At 69.1% G+C, this 19,748-nt stretch carries 20 protein-coding genes; 7 read left to right on the plus strand and 13 right to left on the minus strand.

Annotated elements, in window-relative coordinates; all coding sequences use genetic code 11:
- Positions 1-57 precede the first annotated feature (57 nt).
- A complete protein-coding gene (locus NI2_RS17975) occupies positions 58-954 on the plus strand; it encodes a LysR family transcriptional regulator (protein ID WP_067492216.1) in 897 nt (298 codons plus the stop codon).
- A 3-nt stretch (positions 955-957) separates the two neighbouring features.
- Here the strand turns inward: NI2_RS17975 and NI2_RS17980 are convergent, their stop codons facing one another.
- Positions 958-1,698 carry a M23 family metallopeptidase gene (locus tag NI2_RS17980; RefSeq protein WP_067492217.1) on the minus strand — a complete coding sequence of 247 codons (741 nt, stop codon included), beginning with the start codon at positions 1,696-1,698 and terminating at the stop codon, positions 958-960.
- A 184-nt stretch (positions 1,699-1,882) separates the two neighbouring features.
- Between NI2_RS17980 and NI2_RS17985 the strand changes: the two genes are divergently transcribed.
- Positions 1,883-2,236 (plus strand): ArsR/SmtB family transcription factor, encoded by a 354-nt coding sequence (locus NI2_RS17985; RefSeq protein ID WP_067492218.1) that lies wholly within the window; start codon positions 1,883-1,885, stop codon positions 2,234-2,236.
- On the opposite strand, the gene NI2_RS17990 is transcribed toward NI2_RS17985, so the two are convergent.
- Complete coding sequence (locus tag NI2_RS17990; protein ID WP_067492219.1) at positions 2,218-3,198, minus strand: glycosyltransferase family 9 protein; 981 nt, start codon at positions 3,196-3,198, stop codon at positions 2,218-2,220. The two genes, NI2_RS17985 and NI2_RS17990, sit on opposite strands and share 19 nt — an antisense overlap.
- Positions 3,199-3,364: 166 nt before the next feature.
- On the opposite strand from NI2_RS17990, the gene NI2_RS17995 reads away from it, so the two are divergent.
- Together NI2_RS17995 and NI2_RS18000 are read left to right on the plus strand one after the other, a co-directional pair.
- The gene (locus tag NI2_RS17995; protein WP_067492220.1) at positions 3,365-3,949 is read left to right on the plus strand and encodes an HdeD family acid-resistance protein; all 585 of its coding nucleotides are present in this window, start codon (positions 3,365-3,367) and stop codon (positions 3,947-3,949) included.
- Between the two features lie 69 nt (positions 3,950-4,018).
- Positions 4,019-4,369, plus strand: coding sequence for a hypothetical protein (locus NI2_RS18000; RefSeq protein ID WP_067492221.1), 351 nt, complete (start codon positions 4,019-4,021; stop codon positions 4,367-4,369).
- Between the two features lie 4 nt (positions 4,370-4,373).
- Here the strand turns inward: NI2_RS18000 and NI2_RS18005 are convergent, their stop codons facing one another.
- The 3 genes from NI2_RS18005 to NI2_RS18015 form a co-directional block, all read right to left on the minus strand.
- The gene (locus tag NI2_RS18005; RefSeq protein ID WP_067492222.1) at positions 4,374-5,186 is read right to left on the minus strand and encodes a HugZ family pyridoxamine 5'-phosphate oxidase; all 813 of its coding nucleotides are present in this window, start codon (positions 5,184-5,186) and stop codon (positions 4,374-4,376) included.
- Positions 5,183-6,439: a lipase family alpha/beta hydrolase gene (locus tag NI2_RS18010; RefSeq protein ID WP_067492223.1), complete on the minus strand. Its 1,257-nt coding sequence runs from the start codon at positions 6,437-6,439 to the stop codon at positions 5,183-5,185. The genes NI2_RS18005 and NI2_RS18010 overlap by 4 nt, the downstream gene beginning before the upstream one ends.
- A gap of 209 nt (positions 6,440-6,648) precedes the next feature.
- Positions 6,649-7,365, minus strand: coding sequence for a metal-dependent hydrolase (locus NI2_RS18015; protein WP_067492224.1), 717 nt, complete (start codon positions 7,363-7,365; stop codon positions 6,649-6,651).
- A 148-nt stretch (positions 7,366-7,513) separates the two neighbouring features.
- Between NI2_RS18015 and NI2_RS18020 the strand changes: the two genes are divergently transcribed.
- Entirely contained in the window at positions 7,514-8,014 is a 501-nt protein-coding gene (locus NI2_RS18020; RefSeq protein ID WP_067492225.1) for a hypothetical protein, read from the plus strand.
- A gap of 112 nt (positions 8,015-8,126) precedes the next feature.
- Positions 8,127-9,167 (plus strand): fused (3R)-hydroxyacyl-ACP dehydratase subunits HadA/HadB, encoded by a 1,041-nt coding sequence (locus tag NI2_RS18025; protein WP_067492226.1) that lies wholly within the window; start codon positions 8,127-8,129, stop codon positions 9,165-9,167.
- Positions 9,168-9,186: 19 nt separating this feature from the next.
- On the opposite strand, the gene NI2_RS18030 is transcribed toward NI2_RS18025, so the two are convergent.
- The gene (locus NI2_RS18030) at positions 9,187-11,373 is read right to left on the minus strand and encodes a molybdopterin oxidoreductase family protein (protein ID WP_067492227.1); all 2,187 of its coding nucleotides are present in this window, start codon (positions 11,371-11,373) and stop codon (positions 9,187-9,189) included.
- Positions 11,374-11,631: 258 nt separating this feature from the next.
- Between NI2_RS18030 and NI2_RS18035 the strand changes: the two genes are divergently transcribed.
- Positions 11,632-12,486, plus strand: coding sequence for an SDR family NAD(P)-dependent oxidoreductase (locus NI2_RS18035; protein WP_067492228.1), 855 nt, complete (start codon positions 11,632-11,634; stop codon positions 12,484-12,486).
- A gap of 45 nt (positions 12,487-12,531) precedes the next feature.
- Here NI2_RS18035 and NI2_RS18040 read toward each other — a convergent pair whose 3' ends face one another.
- From NI2_RS18040 to NI2_RS18070, 7 genes are all read right to left on the minus strand, one after another.
- Positions 12,532-13,131 (minus strand): GTP-binding protein, encoded by a 600-nt coding sequence (locus NI2_RS18040; RefSeq protein WP_067492229.1) that lies wholly within the window; start codon positions 13,129-13,131, stop codon positions 12,532-12,534.
- Positions 13,112-13,486 (minus strand): DUF742 domain-containing protein, encoded by a 375-nt coding sequence (locus NI2_RS18045; protein WP_067492230.1) that lies wholly within the window; start codon positions 13,484-13,486, stop codon positions 13,112-13,114. Before NI2_RS18045 ends, NI2_RS18040 begins: the two co-directional genes overlap by 20 nt.
- Before the next feature lie 11 nt (positions 13,487-13,497).
- Positions 13,498-13,905: a roadblock/LC7 domain-containing protein gene (locus NI2_RS18050; protein WP_067492231.1), complete on the minus strand. Its 408-nt coding sequence runs from the start codon at positions 13,903-13,905 to the stop codon at positions 13,498-13,500.
- Position 13,906: 1 nt separating this feature from the next.
- Entirely contained in the window at positions 13,907-16,252 is a 2,346-nt protein-coding gene (locus tag NI2_RS18055) for a sensor histidine kinase (RefSeq protein WP_067492260.1), read from the minus strand.
- A gap of 184 nt (positions 16,253-16,436) precedes the next feature.
- Entirely contained in the window at positions 16,437-16,844 is a 408-nt protein-coding gene (locus NI2_RS18060; RefSeq protein ID WP_067492232.1) for a DUF779 domain-containing protein, read from the minus strand.
- Complete coding sequence (locus NI2_RS18065; RefSeq protein WP_067492233.1) at positions 16,844-18,331, minus strand: aldehyde dehydrogenase family protein; 1,488 nt, start codon at positions 18,329-18,331, stop codon at positions 16,844-16,846. Before NI2_RS18065 ends, NI2_RS18060 begins: the two co-directional genes overlap by 1 nt.
- An 88-nt stretch (positions 18,332-18,419) precedes the next feature.
- Entirely contained in the window at positions 18,420-19,673 is a 1,254-nt protein-coding gene (locus NI2_RS18070; protein WP_067492234.1) for a transcriptional regulator, read from the minus strand.
- Positions 19,674-19,748: the final 75 nt, after the last annotated feature.

The raw sequence follows: 19,748 nt of genomic DNA on the forward strand, positions 1-19,748 counted from the left end.
GTCGGGCCACCACTACCGATCCGTCCAATACGGAATCGCCGAGCATATGATCCGGATATGGATGAATACGGCGCGCAGGCCGTCGCGCCCTTGCTCGCGGCCTTCGACGCGGCCGCCGAGGAGGGCAACTTCACCCGCGCGGCGCAGCGTCTCGGAATGCCCCAGTCGTCACTGAGCCGCCGGATCAAGTCACTCGAACAGCATCTCGGAGTGTCCCTGTTCCAGCCGTCGGGGCGCGGCGTGACGCTCACGCCTCAGGGTCGCGACCTGCACGAACGAACGCGCGGCGTGCTGCGCGCGCTCGACGACGCCGTGCGCCGCGTGCGGGCCGACGCCGACCCGGAGACCGGTCTGGTTCGGTTCGGATTCCCGCTCACCCTCGGACCGATCAGTGTCCCCGCGTTGCTCGCCCAGTTCCATACCCGTGCGCCCGGCATCCGCCTGCACCTGGTGCAAGCCCACGGTGAGGCGCTGGCGGAGCAGGTTCGCGACGGCAGGCTCGATCTGGCGGTGATGATCCCGCCGCCCGACGACCTGCCGACGGTCGTCCTCGGGCGCCAGCGCATCGATCTGCACGTGGCCCGAACCCACCCGCTGGCGGGGCGCTCGCGGGTGGCGCTGACCGAGCTCGCCGATGCGGCGTTCATCGCCAACCCGCCGAGCTATCAGCTGCGAGCCCTGCTCGATTCCTGGTGCGCCGCAGCGGGGTTCACTCCACGCGTGCTGTTCGAGATCACCGAGTTCGAGACGCTGCGCGCGCTCGTCGCGCTGGGGCTCGGAGTGGCGCTGCTCCCACCCGCCGAGACACCGCACCCCGACCTGGCCGTGGTGCGCATCGATGGCGAACGCGACCGCGAGATCGGCCTGGTCTCGGGAGACCATGGGTCGACGCTCGCGGCCGCGCGGCTTCGGGATTTCCTGATCGCCGGTCGGGCGGCGATCAGTGGGTGGTGAGGATCAGTCCTGCGGAACACCGACGTCGATACCGCGCGCGGCGAGCCACGGGTGCGGGTCGATCGGGGCGCCGTAGAGCGAGCCGTCCGGCACGTGCACCTCGTAGTGCAGGTGGGGGCCGGTGGACTGGCCACGGTTACCGACGGTGGCGATGACGTCGCCGGCGTTCACGTGCTGGCCCGGCTGGACCAGGATCTCGTTGACGTGACCGAACACGCCGATGGTGCCGTCGTCCTGCTGGACGCGGACCCACAGGCCGAACCCGGAAGCCGGGCCGGTCTCGATGACGGTACCGTCGGTGACGGCGAAGACCGGCGCACCGATCGGGTCACCGAAGTCGATGCCGTTGTGCGCGGCACCCCAGCGGGGACCGTAGTAGGAGGTCAGGCGGCCGTTGACCGGTCGAACGGTCTGCGGGCGCGGCGGCGGGGGCGGCGCGATGAAGGGCAGCGGCGGCAGCGCGGCCTGGATGGCCTCGCGGTGCTCTTCCCAGGCCACCGGTGCGGCGGGGGTCTCGGCCTGCGCCTCGGGCGCGGTGGCGGAGGTGAAGCGGGCCTGCGAAACGCCGAGGGCGTCTGCCGAAGACGCCGCGACGGCGGTGGTGGTAGGGGTCTCGGGGCCGCTGAAGGCGGCGGCGGACGTTCCCACGAGTGCGGACAGGGCCACCGCACCCGCGACAACGCCTCCCAGACGACCTGCGAAGGCGTCGGAGATTCGGGCGGATAACGGGTTGGTCACGAACATGTCTCGAAGGTAGCCAATTTGTAACCGACGCGGCGAATCCTGTGGCTGCCATCACGAGCGGCTATAACCCCAGTTGATCTATAACAATCGCGTCTCGAAAGCGCGAATTCCCGGGAGCGACCGGGTGAAATACCGTGACCACAAGATCGTTGCCGACCAGGCGTTATCCGCGCACACTTGTTCAGTGGACGCTAACGGAGTTCGGGCAATCACCGCGTTATCCGACGCGACCCGGCGCGCGATCTTCGAGTCGCTGCCGCAGGGTCCACGCTCGGTCGCCGAGCTGGCCGAGGCCACCGGTATCACCAGCTCGGCCGCCTCCCAGCACCTGCGCATCCTGCGCGAAGCGCACCTGGTGAGCATGCGCCGCGACGGCAACCGCCACCTGTACTCACTGGATCCGCGCGGCCTCAACGACGCACGCGACTACCTCGAACAGTTCTGGCCTAGCGCACTCGCCGCCCATGCCGCCGCGCTGCGCGCTGCCGGTCAGCCGACCACTGCGGTACCGCCCGCCGGTCAGCCCACCCGGCGATAACGTGAGCGACTCGACTCGGCCCAATCCTGCTTGTCGAGCTGCGCGTCGACCGCGGCGATCACCTCGGGCACTCCGATGCGCAACAGGCCGGGATCAGGGGTGCGGGCATCGGGATCGCCGACCTGCCCCGCCCACAGCACCGCGTGCCTGCCGAGCAGATGCGCGGGCGGACCGCCACGACGCGGCGGAGTGGGCCCGAACAGCAGCACGGTCCGGGTGCCGAAAGCGGTGGCCAGATGCGCGACGCCGGTATCGCCGCAGATCACGAGGGCGGCACCGGCCACGGTGGCGGCGAGATCGGTGAGGTTCTGCCTGCCCGCGAGCACCCGGTCGTCGGGCAGGCCGGCCTGCGCGGCCACCTGCACGGCGATGTCGCGTTCGAACGGATCGCCGGTGAGCACCACGTCGCGGCCGAGGACCATCAGGTGCCGCACCACCGCGGCGAACCGTTCCGGCGGCCAGCGGCGCGCGGGCGCACCGGCGCCGACATGCACCACGACGCAGTCGCGACGGCTGATGGAGGCAACAGGGGGGACCAGCCCGAGATTGCGCCGGTCGGCGGTGATGCCCTCGCTCTCGAGCAACTGACACCACCGATCCGCCACATGGGCCTCGGGATCCCAGCGCGGCCCGGTGAGCCGGGGCAGGCCCGGCGTCCGGTGCCCGATGATCCGCTTGGCGCCGGTATCGGCCAGCGCTCGCGCGCTCGCACCGTCGGGGCCGTGCAGATTCACCGCCAGCTCGGGCGCGGGCCCGTCCCAGATCAGGGCCGCCGGATCGGCGGTGGCGACGAGTTCGTCGACCGAGGAGATCAGGTCGACGATCTGTTCGAGGCGATGGGGCGCGGCCAGCACGATCCGGCTGCCTGGCTCGGCCCGGCGCAGGGCACGCAGAGCCGGGACCGCGGCGAGCAGATCACCGAGTCCACGAGCTTGCAGCACGAGTACAACCGACACTCCCATCACCTACCCGGGACCGGAACTCGCCAAACGTTCGCAGTGGCAATGAGGTGTCGCTCGTCACCGCGCGCCGCGTCCCGGCCGTTCGGCGTCGGGTTGTGTGCTGCGACACGATCACAGCTTCAGCAACTTTCCAGGGAATGAGAGCTGACGGGCATAACATCTCGTCATGACGACAAATACCGTGTTGGAGAGCCCATTTACCGCGCTTGCCAAGAAAACCTGGCAAACAATTCTGGTCACCGGTCTTCTCGCGGTGGTCCTCGGCATCATCGTGCTCGTATGGCCCGGTCCGTCATTGCTCGTCGCGGGCGTGCTCTTCGGTATTTATATGGTTGCCAGCGGTATCTTCCAGCTGGTCGCCGCATTCACTCATCTGCCGAGTACGAGCCTGCGGGTGCTCTCGTTCATCAGCGGTGTGCTGTCGCTGATCATCGGTGTGTTCTGCTTCCGAGACGACCTCACCTCGATCGTGTTGCTCGGCTTGTGGATCGGCATCGGCTGGTTGTTCCGCGGCATCACCGTGCTTTTCGCGGCGATCTCGGAACCGAGCATCCCGGGCCGCGGCTGGCAGATCTTCTACGGTGTGCTGAGCGCGATCGCCGGTGTGATCCTGATCGTCTGGCCGATCAGCTCCCTCGCCACGCTGGTTCTCGTCGTCGGTATCTTCCTGATCGTCATCGGCATCATGGAGGTCGTCACGGCGTTCGGGATGCGCAAGGACGCGCACCTGCTCGACCAGGCCACCCGCTAGCCGCATTCGTCCACAATGGCCGGCGCCATCGGGTGCCGGCCATTGTCGTGTGAACTACCCTCGGCAGTCATGGAATTCGTTTACGACCTGGTGGTCGTCACCCATCTGCTCGGCATGGCCGCGGTGGTCGGTGGGTATGTCGCGTCGCGCCCGGTGGTCTCGGAACTGATGGTGTGGGGCGCCCGCGCCCAGCTCGTCACCGGCGTGATCCTCGCGGGTCTCGCCTCCGGCGTCGAATCGCTGGACAAGGAACCCGACACGACGAAACTGGCCGTGAAACTCGTCATCTCGATCGCGGTGGCCGGGTTCGCCGAAGTCGGCCGGGCCGATGCCAAGCGCGGCAAGCAGGTCGGCTGGATGACCGATGCCGCGGGCGGACTCGCCATCGTCAACGTGCTGGTCGCCGTGCTCTGGAACTGACCGGTTACGAGACCTGACCGGCCATCGCCCGCGCCCGGCGCGTCAACTCCACTGTCGCGGCTCGCAACTGACCGATCTCGGTGAGCGGTTCGGCATAGCCGACGCGGGTGCGGGCCACTCCGCGCGGTGTCTCGACCCGCAGTTCGAGACCGTAGCGGTCGGCCCGTTCGCAGCTCGCGGCCGTGGCATCGGGGAAGCCGCCGAGCTGGGTGGCCATGGCGAGCAGGGCGTCGGCGTGGTCGGCGTTGAGGTGGGTGATGCCGGGCGCCGCCTGCGGCATGATCGGGTCCGGTCGCGCGGCCAGGTACTGCGCGGCAGTCGCGGACTCCATCCGGCCGTAGCCGCCGACCCAGCGCACTCGTTCGACCCGCAGCACCCACAGCGTGAAATCGCTGTAGTCGATGTAGTACTTGGCCGCGGGCACCGCGGCCAGGTGCGCGGCGCGGGCCGCCTCGGCCTCGGCACCAATCGGCCGCTCCACCACACCGGCCAGGGTGATGCGCGTGCCCGCCAGGGGATCGGCGGGCATGTCCGGCGTCACGATCGCGATGCTGGCGCGCGGATCGGCGGCCAGATTGCGTCCGTGCTCGGCCAGGTGCGACACGCTCAGCACGGGAGCGCCGTCGAGCAGCCCGTAGGTGATGAACGACGCCCACGGCGCGCCGTCGGCGGTCAGGCTGGCCAGAGTGCCGGTATTGGACGCGGCCGCAATCGTTCTGGCCTCCTCGGCGGCGGACGGCCGCGCGTCGTTGGCCAGGGGAGCGGTGGGCAGCGGAATGGCCGGTGCGTCGCCGGGATCGCCGTGGTCGAGAGTCATGACCCCAGCGTATCGAGCTGAACCGGATGGTGGGGCGTCCCCGACAACCATCCGTGCAGTGCGGTGTAGACGGCGTCGTGATTGAGCAGGCTGAAATGGTTGGCGCCCGGTACGTGCAACCCGTTGCCGCTGTCGAAACCGATGCGCCTGCTCCGCCCGAACCCGGAACCGCTGCCGCGCAACACCATCCCGTCGCCGACCACCATCCCGAGCGGATGCTTCGGACTGTGGGTGACGGTCGCGGTGACGAAGTAGTGGTCGGCACCGGCCAGCAGCGGTACCTCGCGCACCGCCTCGGCCCGCAGCGCGTCGACGTCCCGGTCGCGCCAGTCCTCGTCGACGAGGGAGCCCTGGCGCAGATCGCGGATACCCGCACTTCGCCTGCGCAGCAGGGTGCTCAGCGGGCGGGTCTCCGGCAGTCGGTCGAGCACCGCGGCCGCGTAGTGCACGAACTGTTCGAGCGGGGCGCCCAGATGCGGCGAGCCGAGGCACACCACCTGTCGCACCGAACGCGCCCAGACGGCGTCGCTCTGCTCGGCCCGGTGGCAGGCGCTGCGCGCGACCAGCCCGCCCATGGAGTGCCCGATCAGGCAGATCTCGTGGACCGGGAGCGGCCACTGCTCGACCAGCCGGGTCAGCAGGGCGTCGAGTAGCGCGGCGTTCTCGGAGATGTGCAGGCCGGTGTTGTAGCGCACGAAGACCGGGGTGTAGCCGAGGTCGTCTTCGAGGCGTTCGCCGTAGGTCGGCCTGCCGCCCAGACGCCAGGCGTGTTCGGTCTCGACCAGCCCGTGCAGCAGGACGACGAGCTTCGTGGTCGGCACGGGAACGTGCGCGGCCAGTTGTTCGGCCGGGACCGGGGCTCCGTCGACACGAATGGTCATGGGGGAGGCGAGGATCGGTGCGTCGTCCTCGAGCGCGTCGCCGATCAGTCCCTGGACGGCCGCGAGGAAGCCCGCGCCCCAGACGGTGCGTGAGGGCGCGGGCAGGCCGGGCACCTGTACCGCGCTCGCCATCTCGCCGACGACGTAGCCGGTGCCGCCGACGACCGCGTACACGCTCTCGGTGATGGCGTCGTGCACGACCTTCACCGGGTCCGCAGCCGACCCGACACCCGCGCGCACGGCGGTGAACACCCGATCGCTGATGGCGCGGTGGATGGCCGCGATCCCGTCGACCGCGCCGACGAACTCGTCGCCCGCCAGGCGGGCGAGCGCCTGGACTTCGGCCTGGGACTGGGGGAGTTGCTCGGTCACGCTTTTGAGAGTACAACTGTGCACTGAAACGCGGCGGATTCGGGGATGCTTCGGGAGATCTGACCGGACTCGTCGGTCGGGTTCCGTGCTCCAGCACAAGGCATTAGATCAGCGCGATATGCGCATCTAACTATATAAGCCTCGCTGGGACACCGAGGAAAAGAACGGGCAAGGACGGCGGGGTGAGGGGTTCCGCCGTCCTTGCGCGATCAACCCTGCTGGGTGATCGCGTACCAGAGCGCGCCCATCGTGCCGAGCACGAACAACGGTGAGATGACCCAGGTCTCCACCCGGTTGCCGGTGCGGTCGATCAGCGGCACCCGGGTGCGCAGCGGGAACGGCCACAGCAGCCGGCAGCCGCGCTCGGTGAGACAGTCGCCGAGCAGGTGCGCGAGGCAGCCGAGGCCGACGCAGATCGGCAACCAGGCCGGCCGGTCGACGATCCAGTGGTCCACCGCGAAGGTGCCCGCGCTGGCCAGCACGATCACCGTGCCGTACGTGCGCACACTCTTGCCCGGCGGACACAGGTGCAACGACCGCACCGCCAGCGCGAGCAGGAAGAAGACCAGACTCAAGGTGAACGGCCTGCCGAGCCAGTGCTCACCGGCCCAGGTGGCGCCCACCGCACCCGCGACGAACAACAGCGAATGCGTGCCGTGCCGGTGCCCGCCCGACACCCAGGAGATGAAGCGGCACAGGTGATGTGACACCGGCCCGAGCACGTGCGAGATGGTCCCGCTCGGGTGATCCGCGTCCGGTAGCAGGGCCGCGCCCGCGGTGAGGAAGGTGCCCATGATCAGCTCGGCGACGCCGAATCGTGTTGTCTCGCTGTCGAACAGGGGGAAGGCGGCGACGGTGAGCGGCAGCGCCGCGGCGGTCCCCGCCCAGGCCAGCGCCCCACTGGTCGCGTGTGAATGTCCTAGCACCCCGCAACGTTAGAGGACGTAAGGACCTGCTCGCATATGCCCAGGAGTGAACCGGCAACGCCGACAGGCGATCTGACAATTCCGGCATTTCGCGCAATACTGTGCGCCGACACCGGTATCGAATTCCGGTCCTGAGTACGGGGGAAGAATGCTTCACCGCCGCCTGTTCGCCGTGATCGCCATTGCTACCGCGCTCGCCACGAGCGCCTGCCTGGACGACACGAAGTCCGCACCGACCGGTCAGGGGTCCACCTCGACCTCGAGCACCGTCGCCGCCCCGCTGCAGAACCGCCGGGCCGACAACGGCGCCGTCGTCCAGCAGAACGGCCTCAACGGGTCGGGGGAGCTGAAGATCGTCAACGGCAATTCCTCCGACTGCGCGATCGTCGTCACCAGCAGCGACCCGAAGTCGCCGCAGGCCACGATCTACGTGCAGGGCAACTCCAACGCCACGCTGAGCGGCATCGCCGGCTCCTACTTCGTCTACATGAAGTACGGAACCGACTGGGACCAGGCCGCACTCGGCTTCACCCGGGATCAGGAATTCTCGAAGTTCGACGACGTGTTCGACGCCGACACCGAGTGGGAGATCACCCTGCAGCCCTCGATCGGCGGCAACGCCTCCACGAGCGACGTCCCCTCGTTCTGATCGAGCCCATCGCACAGCTCGCGTGATTGTGAACTGTGCCATGGTGCGCCCGGTGGACGGGCTCGTCGGCTACCCTGCCGGGAGTCCGTCCCCCGAACGAAGGTGATCCATAGTGACTTCCGTGGCCGAAGCCCCCGATATCGCGTCGAAGGTAGGGCACTACTACCGGGTGGACGACGTCTACGAGGTCGGCCGTGAGAAGGTGCGCGAATACGCCCGCGCGGTGCAGGATTTCCATCCCGCGCACTGGGAGGACGAGGCGGCCGCCGCGCTCGGGTACCAGGGTCTGGTCGCCCCGTTGACGTTCGTCTCCATTCCCGCGATGGCGGCCAACCGGCACCTGTTCGAATCGGTGGTCGTCGGCTACGACATGTTCGTGCAGACCGAGCAGGTCTTCGAGCAGCACAAGCCGATCGTCGCCGGTGACCGCCTGACCGTGGACGTGGAGCTGTCCTCGGTGCGCCGCATCGCGGGCAAGGACCTCATCACCGTCACCAACACCTTCGCCGACGAATCCGGCGAGACCGTGCACATCATGCACACCACGGTCGTCGGCATCACCGGTGACGACGGGGTGGACCCCGAGATCACTCGTGCGGTGGAGAACGTGATGGTGCACGGGGTGAAGGTCTTCAGCCAGGACAAGGACGCCGCCGCGTCCGACGTCGAGACCCCGCGCCGCCCCGAGGGCGACATCCACCTGTCCGCCGCCGGGGCCGCCCGGGTGCCGAGCACCACGCTCGCCTTCGAGGACCTCAGTGTCGGCGACGAACTGCCGCTGCGCGACGCGCGCCTGTCGCGCGGCGATCTGGTGAACTACGCCGGTGTGTCCGGCGACAGCAACCCGATCCACTGGGACGAGCGCATCGCCCAGCTGGCGGGGCTGCCCGACATCATCGCCCACGGCATGGTGACCATGGGCCTCGGTGCGGGCTTCCTGTCCGCCTGGTCGGGCGATCCGGGCGCGGTGACCCGCTACGGTGTCCGCCTGTCGAACTACACGATCGTCGGCCGCGAGGGTGGGCAGGTCGAGTACACCGGCCGGGTGAAGTCCCTGGATCCGGTCGCCCGTACCGCGGTGATCGCGGTCGTCGCCAAGTCGGCCGGTCGCAAGATCTTCGGTCTGGCCACCGCCGACCTGCGTTTCCGCTGATCGTCTCGCCGCGGTGACTTCACCGCGGCGCCACGGCCACCTCGGACCCGGTTGCGCTGCCTGTCTTCTCGACCCGGCTGACCCGCACCCAGGTGTTGTTCACCGCCGACGTGCCCGAGAGCGGGTCGGTGCGGGCCGGGTCGTGCAGCAGGTTGACATTGGCACCTGGCAGGGCAGCGGCCACCTGCCAACCGACGCCGGGTTCTCGGTGGCCGTATCCGTGTGGCACGGCCACCACACCGGCCCGGATGTCGGTGCTGATCTCCACCGGAACCTCGATGGCGCCGATCGGGGACTCGACGGTGGCCTGGTCGCCGTCGGCGAGGCCGCGGGCGGCGGCATCGTCGGGGTGCATCAGGACCGTGCAGCGGTCGCGGCCCTTGACCATCGACTCGATGTTGTGCAGCCAGGAGTTGTTGCTGCGCAGGTGCCGTCGGCCGATCAGTTGCAGGTCGTAATCAGTTGTGGGGGAGTCTGTTTCGTCGAGGGCCGTGCGGACCGCCGCGAGGAAATCGGCGGGTGCCAGGTGGACCGCCCGGTCGGGGGTGCCGATCAGTTCGGGTAGGCGCGGGCGCAACGGACCGAGGTCGACGCCGCCCGGTGTGTCGCGAATCTTGCCGAGCGTCAATCCTTTCCGGCCGCGCCGCAAGACCCCGTAGGGGCCTGCCGCCACCGCGGCCGCGGTCAGGCGCAGGGGGCTGAGCTGCTCGAAGACCGCGTCGAGGACCCGGCCGGTGAACCGGCGGGCGGGCAGTGGGGTCACCTCGGTGACGAGGCGGGCCAGGATCTGCCAGTCGTCCTTGCCGTCGGCGGGTGGGTCGAACACCTTCGCGTCGTAGCGGGCGTTGTTGCGCACGCTGAAGATGGGGAACAGCAGGTTCAGCTCCTCGCGTTCCAGCGCGGAGACGGGCGGCAGGATGAAGTCGGCGTGCCGGGTGGTCTCGGTGATGTACATGTCGACGGCGACGAAGAAGTCGAGGGCGGCGAGGGCTTCGTCGAGCTTGCCCGCCTGCGGTGTCGAGAGCACCGGGTTGCCCGCGTAGGTGATCATCGCCCGGATCCGGTCGTGGCCCGGCTCGAGGATGTCGTGTGCGAGCGCGGCGACGGGCAATTCGCTGCGGAAGGACCGGTAGGCGCCGGTGCGGTCGGTCCACGCGCCGTGGCCCACCCGCAGGTACTTGGCGTACCGCGCGCCGTCGACGACCGGCGTGGCGAACATCTGGCCGCCGGGCCGATCGAGATTGCCGGTGACGGCGTTGATCGTGTTCACCAGCCAGTGGGTGAGGGTGCCCGTGACCTGCTGGCAGACACCGATGCGCGCGTACAGCACCGCCGAGGGCGCGGCCGCGTGGTCGCGGGCGAGCTTGCGGATGGTGTCGGCGTCGACCCCGGCCGGACCGGCCATCCGCTCGGGCGTGGTGTCGGCGACCAAGGCGTTGAGTTCGTCCATACCCACGCACTGCCCGCGCACCCGGCGTTCGTCGCACAATCCCTCGGTGAGCAGCACGTGCAGCATGCCGAGCAGCAGATAGACGTCACCGCCGGGCCGCACGGCGACGTGTTCGTCGGCCAGGCGGGCGGTTTCGGTGCGGCGCGGGTCGATCACGACCACCGTCCCACCCCGTTTGCGGACGTCCTTGATGCGCTGTTTGGCGCCGGGCATGGTGGTGATCGAGCCGTTCGACACCGCCGGATTGGCCCCGAGGACCACCAGCCGGTGCGTGCGATCGATATCGGCCACCGGCATCAGCACATTCGATCCGAACATCCGCCAGGCGGTGAATTCCTGCGGGAACTGGTCGATCGAGGACGCGGTGAAGAAGTTCCGGGTGAACAGGGCCGCCCGCAACAACCCGCCGTAGAGCACCGACGAACTGTGCGCTGCCGGGTTACCCATGTACATGGCGATCGCGCTCGGGCCGTGCGTGGCGCGCACGGCCCGCAGTCTGATGCCGATCTCGCGGAACGCCTCGTCCCAGGTCACCGGGACGAATCCGGAGGCGGTGCGCCGCATCGGGGTGCGCAATCGGTCGGGGTCGTGATGCAGGCCGCCCATGGCGGTGGCCTTGGGGCAGATGTAGCCCCGGGAGAGAACGTCGTCGGGATTGCCTTCGATCCGGGTGACGCGGTGATCCCGCACCGTCACCAGAATTCCGCAGTGTGCCTCGCACAGTGTGCATTGGCGCGCGATCGTCTTGCTGTCCACAGCTTTTCCCGCCTTCCGCAGAACCGCCTGGTCCCACGCTAACCGGTTCGAGCGGTCCGCAGATCCGACTACGGTCGGAAATCCGCGACCTAACGTGCACGATCCGTGCGGCGTGAGATCGAGAGGTGAATCGGAGAGCGGCTGGCGCTCAGGGAGGCGGAAAGAGACGAGACGTTGCGTCTTGACAGCGTGGCCGACTGTTGGCATGGTGTAATCCGTGAGTCGAGACGGACCGTCTCGACTGGATAGGAGAGTGACATGACCACCGCCGTATCTCCCCGCAGCTGGTTCATCACCGGCGCCAGCCGTGGTCTCGGCCGCGCCTTCGCCGAGGCCGCGCTCGCCGCGGGCGACCGAGTGGTCGCCGCCGCCCGCACCCGAACCGCACTCGACGAACTCGCCGCCGCCCACCCGGGCCGGGTACTGCCCCTGACCCTCGACGTCACCGACCGGGCCGCCGTGATCGGTGCCGTCGAGGAAGCTGTCGCGCACTTCGGCCGCCTCGACATCGTGGTGAACAACGCGGGCACCCTGTCGATGGGCATGATCGAGGAATTCACCGAGGACGAGGCCCGCGCCCAGTTCGAGGTGAACTTCTTCGGCGCCCTGTGGGTGAGCCAGGCCGTGCTCCCGCACCTGCGGGCGCAGCGCTCGGGCCACATCGTCCAGGTCTCGAGCATCGGGGGTCTGGCCGGATTCCCGCTGTCGGGGATGTACGCCGCGAGCAAGTTCGCGCTCGAGGGCATGAGTGAGGCACTCGCGCTCGAGGCGGCCGATTTCGGTGTGCGGGTGAGCATTCTGCAGCCCGGTGGCTACTGGACCGAGCTCTACACCGCGATGCACAACACCGAACCGATCGAGGCCTACGCCCCGCTGCGCGCCCAGCTGGAGGCCCAGTGGGCGGAGGGTTCCATCGACAGCGAACCGGCGCTGGCCGCCGAGGCACTGCTGGAACTGGTCGGCTCCGACGACCCGCCGCGGCGCCTGCTGCTCGGAAACATGGTGTACGACTTGGCCTTCGACCTCACCCGCGCCAAACTCGACACCTGGGCGGCGTGGGAGGCGACCAGCCGGGCCGCTGAACGAGCGGTCGCCGCACCGGGCGGTCACTGAAGACGACGACGCCCACCAGGGTGCTGGTGGGCGTCGTCGTGGGAGCTAGGTGGTGACCGGCGTGCGGGTGGCGCGGTCGATGAGGTACTCGACCAGGTGGGTGAGCACCGCCTTGGCCGACGGACGGTCGCGGGCATCACACAGGATCACCGGGGTGTTCGGGTCAAGATCCAGCGCGTCGCGGACCTCGTCCACGGTGTAGCGGGGAGCACCGTCGAAGCAGTTCACCGCGATCAGGAACGGCAGCCCACGACGTTCGAAGAAGTCCACGGCGGCGAAGGAATTGCTCAGCCTGCGGGTATCGGCGAGCACGATCGCGCCGAGGGCGCCGCGGCACAGCTCGTCCCACAGGAACCAGAAGCGGTCCTGGCCGGGCGTGCCGAACAGGTACAGCACCAGGTCGCGGTCGATGGTGATGCGGCCGAAGTCGAGCGCGACCGTGGTCGTCGACTTCTGCTCCACCCCCGACAGATCGTCGACACCGGTGCTCACCTCGGTGATCAGCTCCTCGGTGCGCAGCGGGGCGATCTCGCTGATCGAGGAGACCATCGTGGTCTTGCCGACGCCGAAGCCGCCGGCGATGAGGATCTTGACCGAGGCGGCGAGGTGCCTGCTCATGGTCGGGTCAAAGTTTTCGGATGCCATCCAGAACCGCTCGCAATACGTTGAGGTCGCCGGCGCCTGCCTCGGCCGCTACCGGAGCCCGGAAGATGAGGTGGCCGTCGCCGATGAGATCACCGACGAGGATCTTGGTCACCGCAAGAGGAAGTTTCAGCACGGCCGACACCTCGGCCACCGACTGCGGACGTTTGCACAGCTGTGCGATCGTGCCGTACTCGGGTTCGGGCCTGCGCAGGGTCGGCGCGGGATGCACCGCGACAACCACTGTCAGCATGTCCAGGTCGTGCGCCGCACCCATGGTGCGGCCGCGGGTCACCGCGTACGGCCGGACCAGGGGTCCGGCCGCGTCGTCGAACCACGGATCGCCGAGTCGAGTCATGGTGCCGCGTCCTATATTTCGGCCAGCCCGTGACGCGGTTCCGCCGACAGGAAGCTGCCGACCCGCTGCACGGTGAGGTTCATCTCGTAGGCGACCATCCCGAGATTGGCCGACTCGGTGGCCTGCAACGCCAGGCAGGCGTTGTCACCGGCGGAGGTCACGAACAGGACGGCCCGATCGAGTTCGATCACGGCCTGGCGTACGCCGCCGCCGTCGAACCGGTTGCCCGCGCTGCGCGCCAGCCCGTAGAGCGTGGACGACATCGCCGCGAAATGCTCGGCGTCCTCCCGCTTCATCTGGGTGGAGCGCCCGAGCAGCAGCCCGTCGGTGGACAACACGACCGCGTAGCGGACCCCTGCCAGCCGGTCGACGAGATCGTCGAGCAGCCAGTTGAGATCACCTGGTTGGGGAGAGTTCACCTCAGCCTTCCTGTTCGTCCTGGTGAGAGTTCGACAGGGGCTTGCGGCCCTGTCGAGTGCCGATCTCGATCGCGGACATCAGGTCGCGGGCCTGCTCGGCGGAGCGGGGACGCGGCGCGGGCGCGGTCGTTTCGGCGGTGGTCGGTTCCTCGGCGAGTTCGGGTCGCAGATTCGTCTGCCGCTGACGGCGGGGCAGCAGGGGCCTGCCGTCGGGGCCGGTCTCCGGCTGCGGTTGGGCTTCGACCTCGACGACGCGGGTGTCGACGATCGGCTCGGCGGGGCGCGGTGCCGGCGGTTCGGCGACCAGGGTGGCCACCGGTGCCTGCTCGAGCGCGGCGGCGGGCGCCTGCTCGTGCGGACGGGGCAGCCCACGGCGCAGCGGACCGGTGGTCGCGGGCGAGCTCGGCATCGCCGCGGTCCCGGCGAGCAGGTTCTGCGGGATGAGCACGATGGCGCGGATGCCGCCGTAGTCGGACTCGCTGAGCCGCACCGAAACACCGTGCGCGGTGGACAGTCTCGCGACAACGAACAGGCCCAGACGCGAATCCGAGGACAGCGTGCCCACGCCGAAGTCCGGCGGATCGGCGAGCATGTCGTTGTAGCGGGCCAGATCCTCGGGGCTCATGCCCATGCCCTGGTCGGTGATCTCCACGACCACGCCCTTGCCGACGATGTTGCCGCCCGCCTCGACCCGCGACTGCGGCGGGGAGAAGGCGGTGGCGTTGTCGACGAGTTCGGCGAGCAGGTGCACGAGGTCGGCGACCACGGTGCCGACGACGTCGACCTCGGGCAGCTTGGTGACCCGCACCCGCGCGTAGTCGAGGGTTTCGCCGATGGCGCTGCGCACGATGTCCATCAGCGGAATCGGGTTGCGCCACTGGCGACCCGGGCGGCCACCGCCGAGGATGATGAGGTTCTCGGCGTTGCGGCGTTCACGGGTGGCCAGGTGGTCGAGCCGGAACAGGGTCTCCAGCAGCGCCGGATCCTCCTGGCTGCGTTCGGCTTCGTCGAGGATCTCGAGCTGACGATGCACCACGATCTGGCTGCGGTGGGCGATATTGAGGAACACCGCGCGCACACCCTCACGGGTGCGTGCCTCGTCGACGGCCGCGCGCAGCGCTGCCGCGGCGGCGTGCTCGAAGGCGTCGGCGACCTGGCCGATCTCGTCGCGACCGAAGTCGAGCTTCGGGGCGATGTCGGCGGGATCGACCTGGCCACCCTCGCGCAGGACGCGCATAGTGGCGGGCAGCTGTTCGTCGGCCAGTGCGAGGGTTTCAGTGCGCAGCCTGCGCAGTCGGCGGATGATCCGGTTGGCGAGGATCACCGCGACCAGGAACGCCAGCAGGCTGACCACGACGACGCCGCCGCCGGCCATCGCCGCGTTCACCTCGGCGCGCTGCGCGGTCTTCTCGGCCAGCTTCTGGATATGGCTGTTGTGAGCACCGTAGGCCTCGATCATGGCCCGGTTGACTTCGCCTGCGGCGGTGTGCCATTCGGGGATCGACATGGGCAGGGCGGTGACGGTCTGCGTGCGGCTCGACGAGCCGGTCGGCTGCTGCGGCGCGGCGAAACGGCTCACGATCGCCGACTCCATCGCGGCGAGCTGGGCGAAGTGCGGCGAGGACATCATCGCGGCGATCGGGGCGCGCTCGTCCTCGTCTAGCTCGGTGACGATGCCGGCCAATTCGGTGTGGTAGTAACCGATCTGGTTGATGAGCTCCTCGATCGGGATGCCCGTCGGGCCGTCGGCGGTGACCAGCGACAGGGAGATCGCGTTGCTGCGCGACATCGCCTCGGCGGCGTGCAGCAGACGCACACCCTCGGCCACACCGGAGGCCACCTCCGCGTCGGGGGCGGCGCGCTCGGCCACCTTGGTGCCCTGGGTGAGCACGTCGAGCAGGCGGCTGTAGAAGGTGTAGGCGTCGTTGGCGGGCAGCATCCGCGCGTCGGCGCCCTGGCGCACACCGGTCAGATGCGTCTTGAGAGTGTTGAATCCGCCCTTGTCGTCACCGATTTCGGAATCGTCGACCGCGCGGATATCGGTGGAGATATCGATCAGGCCCTGCACGGCCGCGTCGAGGCGGGTCCTGGCCGGGCCGAGGGCGTCGGCGGCGGTGTCGTCACCGGCCAGATAGGCCAGGGTGAGCTGACGTTCCGACTGCACCGCTTCGATCAGCGCGCGGGTATAGGGGACGGCCGCCTGCATCTCGGTCGCCCAGGTCTTGGCCTTGTTGCTCTCCTCGACCAGGTAGCCCGCCGTGCCGACGCCGACCACCACCAGGGTCAGACTGGGGATGAGAGCGATCGCCAGAATCCGGGTGCGAACACCGAGTCTCGCTAAGAACATCGCCATAACGTAACGGAATTGTTGCAGTGTTGCCGCACGGGTCTCGCTGAGCGAGACGCGATTTGGCATTCGGGGCGAACTCGAGCTCGCCCCGCCGGCTGAGCCGCGATGGCCCAGTCGGCGGGGGCTCGCCGTGCCCTGGCGTACCCGGAGGGGTGGGCCAGGTCAGGTCTTCTCCCCGCGCCTACAGCGTGCGGTCGGCGCCGGTGCGCGGTGGCGGTGCGGCCGCGAGCGCCGCGTTCTCCGCCGCGGTCAACTGCCGCGCGCGCAGGACGAATCGCAGGCCGTGCGAGGCTTCCAGGGACTGCTCGGAGGCGGGTCCATGGGTCACATCGATGGTGAGGTGGGTGTCTTTCCAGCACTCGAATTGTTCCGGGGTGATCCAGAATTCGGTGTGCCAGCTCAACCGGCCGAGCAGGATGTCGCTCTTCTCGATCGGGAACTGCCTGGTGGGTAAGCACATCGGCGCGGAGTTGTCCCCGCAGCAGTCGTCCGCCTGCCGGAACAGCACCGGGCCGTTGTCCTCGATGACGCGGCGCAGCAGGTCCTGGGCGCGTTCGGTGATATCCACGCGGTGGATCGTGTTCTGCATCAGAACATCCCTGGTGTCGTCGTCGAATGGCGCACCAGCAGGTTCTTGGACCGCTGGTAGCGCCCCAGCATCATGGCGGTGTTCTCGCCCGCGGCCTGCGCGGGGTAGGGGTGGTAGCAGTTGGCCCACACCCGGCGGGTGCCGACCGCGCCCGCGAACCGGTGCGCGGTGCCCAGATCGCGGGTCCATACGCCCGCACCGAGGCGGTGGGAGGTGTCGTCGGTGACCCGCACCGCTTCGTCGAGCGTGTCGTAGCGGGTCACCCCGAGCACCGGGCCGAAGATCTCCTCCTGGAAGATCCGCATCGAGTTGTCGCCTTCGAAGACGGTGGGTTCGATGTAGTACCCACCCGGCAGGCCGTCGACCTTGCGTGCTTCCCCTCCAGTCAGCACGCGGGCGCCTTCGGCTCTGCCGATATCGAAGTAGGACAGGATCCTTTCGTACTGGTCGTTGCCGGCCTGTGCGCCGATCATCGTCTCGGTGTCGAGGGGATGACCGGACGCGACGGCCTCGGTGCGGGCGATGCAGCGGGCGAGGAACTCGTCGTAGATCGACGAGTGGATCAGCGCACGTGACGGGCACGTGCCGACCTCACCCTGGTTCAGGACGAACATCACGAATCCCTCGACGGCGCTGTCGAGGAACGTGTCGTCGGCGGCGAGGACATCGGCGGTGAACACATTGGCGCACTTGCCACCGAGCCGCAGCGACACCGGGACGATGTTCTCGGCGGCGTGCCGCAGGATCAGCCGCGCCGTCGTGGTATCACCGGTGAAAGTGAGCTTGTCGAGCTGCGGGCTGCGCGCCAGTGGAACGCCCGCTTCCGCCCCGAATCCGTTGACCACGTTGAGCACACCGTCGGGCAGCAGGTCGGCGATCAGCTCCACGACGAGCAGCAGCGAGGCCGGTGTCTGCTCGGCCGGCTTGAGTACCACGCAGTTGCCCGCCGCGAGGGCGGGCGCGAGTTCCCATGCGGCAGTGAGGATCGGGTAGTTCCAGGGGAGGATGTGCCCGACGACGCCGAGCGGACCGGACAGGTGGTAGGCCACGGTCTCGCTGTCGACCGTGGAGATCGTCCCCTCCTGTCCGCGCAGCACGCCGGCGAAATACCGGAAGTGGTCGACGGCCAGGGGCAGATCGGTGTGCAGGGTCTCGCGGACGGGTTTGCCGTTGTCCCACGTTTCGGCGACCGCGAGAGGTTCGATGCTGTTCTCGATGCGGTCGGCGATGGCGAGCAGGATGCCCGCGCGGTCGGCCGGGGAGGTGGCGGCCCAGCCGGGAGCGGCGCGGCGGGCGGCGGTGAGCGCCAGGTCGATGTCGGCGGCGCCGGAACGGGCAACGGCGCAGAACGCCTCGCCGTCGACCGGGGAGGTGTTGTCGATATAGCGGCCTTCGACGGGGGCGACCCATTCGCCTCCGATGAAGTTGTCGTATCGGGCGGCATAGCTGACTATGCCGGTATCCGATCCGGGCTTGCCGTAGATCATGCGTCTCGCTCCTCGCGACCTCGTGCGTGGTGGGACACACTATGGTCGGCGAAGGTTGGTACGAGGTTGGTCGTACCGTTCGCGCAGGTCAGCCCTGGCGCGCGGTGTACAGGCGAGCGGTGACGACGGCCCGGCGGACGTCGTCGCGCGGCAGCAGCCGCAGGGCGTGTTCGTGCACGGCGACATCGCCGGGGCAGCGCTGCCCGAAGGCCACCGCGTGCTCGGGACGATCGCTGGCGAGCACCGCGTCGCGCAGGCCGACATCGAGATGGTCGCGCCACTGGTGCACGCCGGGCAGGTCGGAGCCGGGTAGCAGCGGTCCGCGATACAGCCACAGCGCCGAGGTGAGGTCGCCGCCCTCGATGGCCGCGAGCAGTTCCACCGCGTCGCACGACACCGCACCGGTGAGCATGTACCGGCGGTTGGTGATCTCGCCCCTGGTCGCCCGGCGCAGATGGGAGACATCGGCTTTGAGCGTGTTCAGCGATACCGCGCGGTCGCCGTAGACGGCGGCGTGCAGCTGTTCCGGGGTGTACCCGTCGGGTTCGAGGGCGAGCAGGGCGAGGATCTCGAGCTGGCGCGGCGGCAGGGGGACGGGTCGGCCGTCGCGCAGCAGCCTTGCCGCGCCGAGACATTCGAGACGGACACCGGGAACGGGAGACGGTGCCTCGGCGCGCAGCATGGTCTCCACGGCCGTCACGAGGGCGCGTACCGAGGTCATCACCATCGGGTGCGAGCGTTCCCAGGTCGAGGACAGATCGAGGACACCGACGGTGCGGCCGTCGGGTCCGTGGATGGGCGCCGAATAGCAGACCCACCCGTGCAGGGCGGCCACCAGGTGTTCGGCGGAGAACACGGTGCAGGCGCGGTCGTCGTGCAGGGCGAGCGACAGGCCGTTGGTGCCCATATGGCTTTCGTCCCACACCCCGCCGGGCGCGAAGTTCACCTGCTCACCCTGGCGGCGCAGGGTGCGGTCGCCCGCGGTCCACAGGATGGTGCCCGATTCGTCACTGACGACGGCGAGATAGCCGGAATCCTCCGCGATACCACGCAATTGGCCCGCGAGTTCGGTGACCGGCCTGCGCAGCGGTGACTCCCGCCAGCGGCCGCTGATGTCGTCGAGCCCGGGGGCGACGGTCTGGGCGGGGTCGACGGTGTGCAGGGAACGCTGCCAGGACCTGGCCACCTCCCGGCGCACGGGGCCGGTGTCGCGGGGCAGTTGCAGTGGACGCGACGGGGCGGCGAGGCGGTTCCATTGCTCCTCGATCGCGCCGCGATAGTCCGCGAGCCCGTCGGGCCTGGGCGATCCGGGAATCGGATCGTCGGATGCGCCCACGTTCACTCCTGCTCGTCGGTGGCTGTTCCTGTCTATCAGGTGTGCCAGCGGCGTGGGCCGGGATTACGGGCGGACTACCGG

Source organism: Nocardia ignorata NBRC 108230, assembly GCF_001612905.1.
GTDB classification, from domain to species: domain Bacteria; phylum Actinomycetota; class Actinomycetes; order Mycobacteriales; family Mycobacteriaceae; genus Nocardia; species Nocardia ignorata.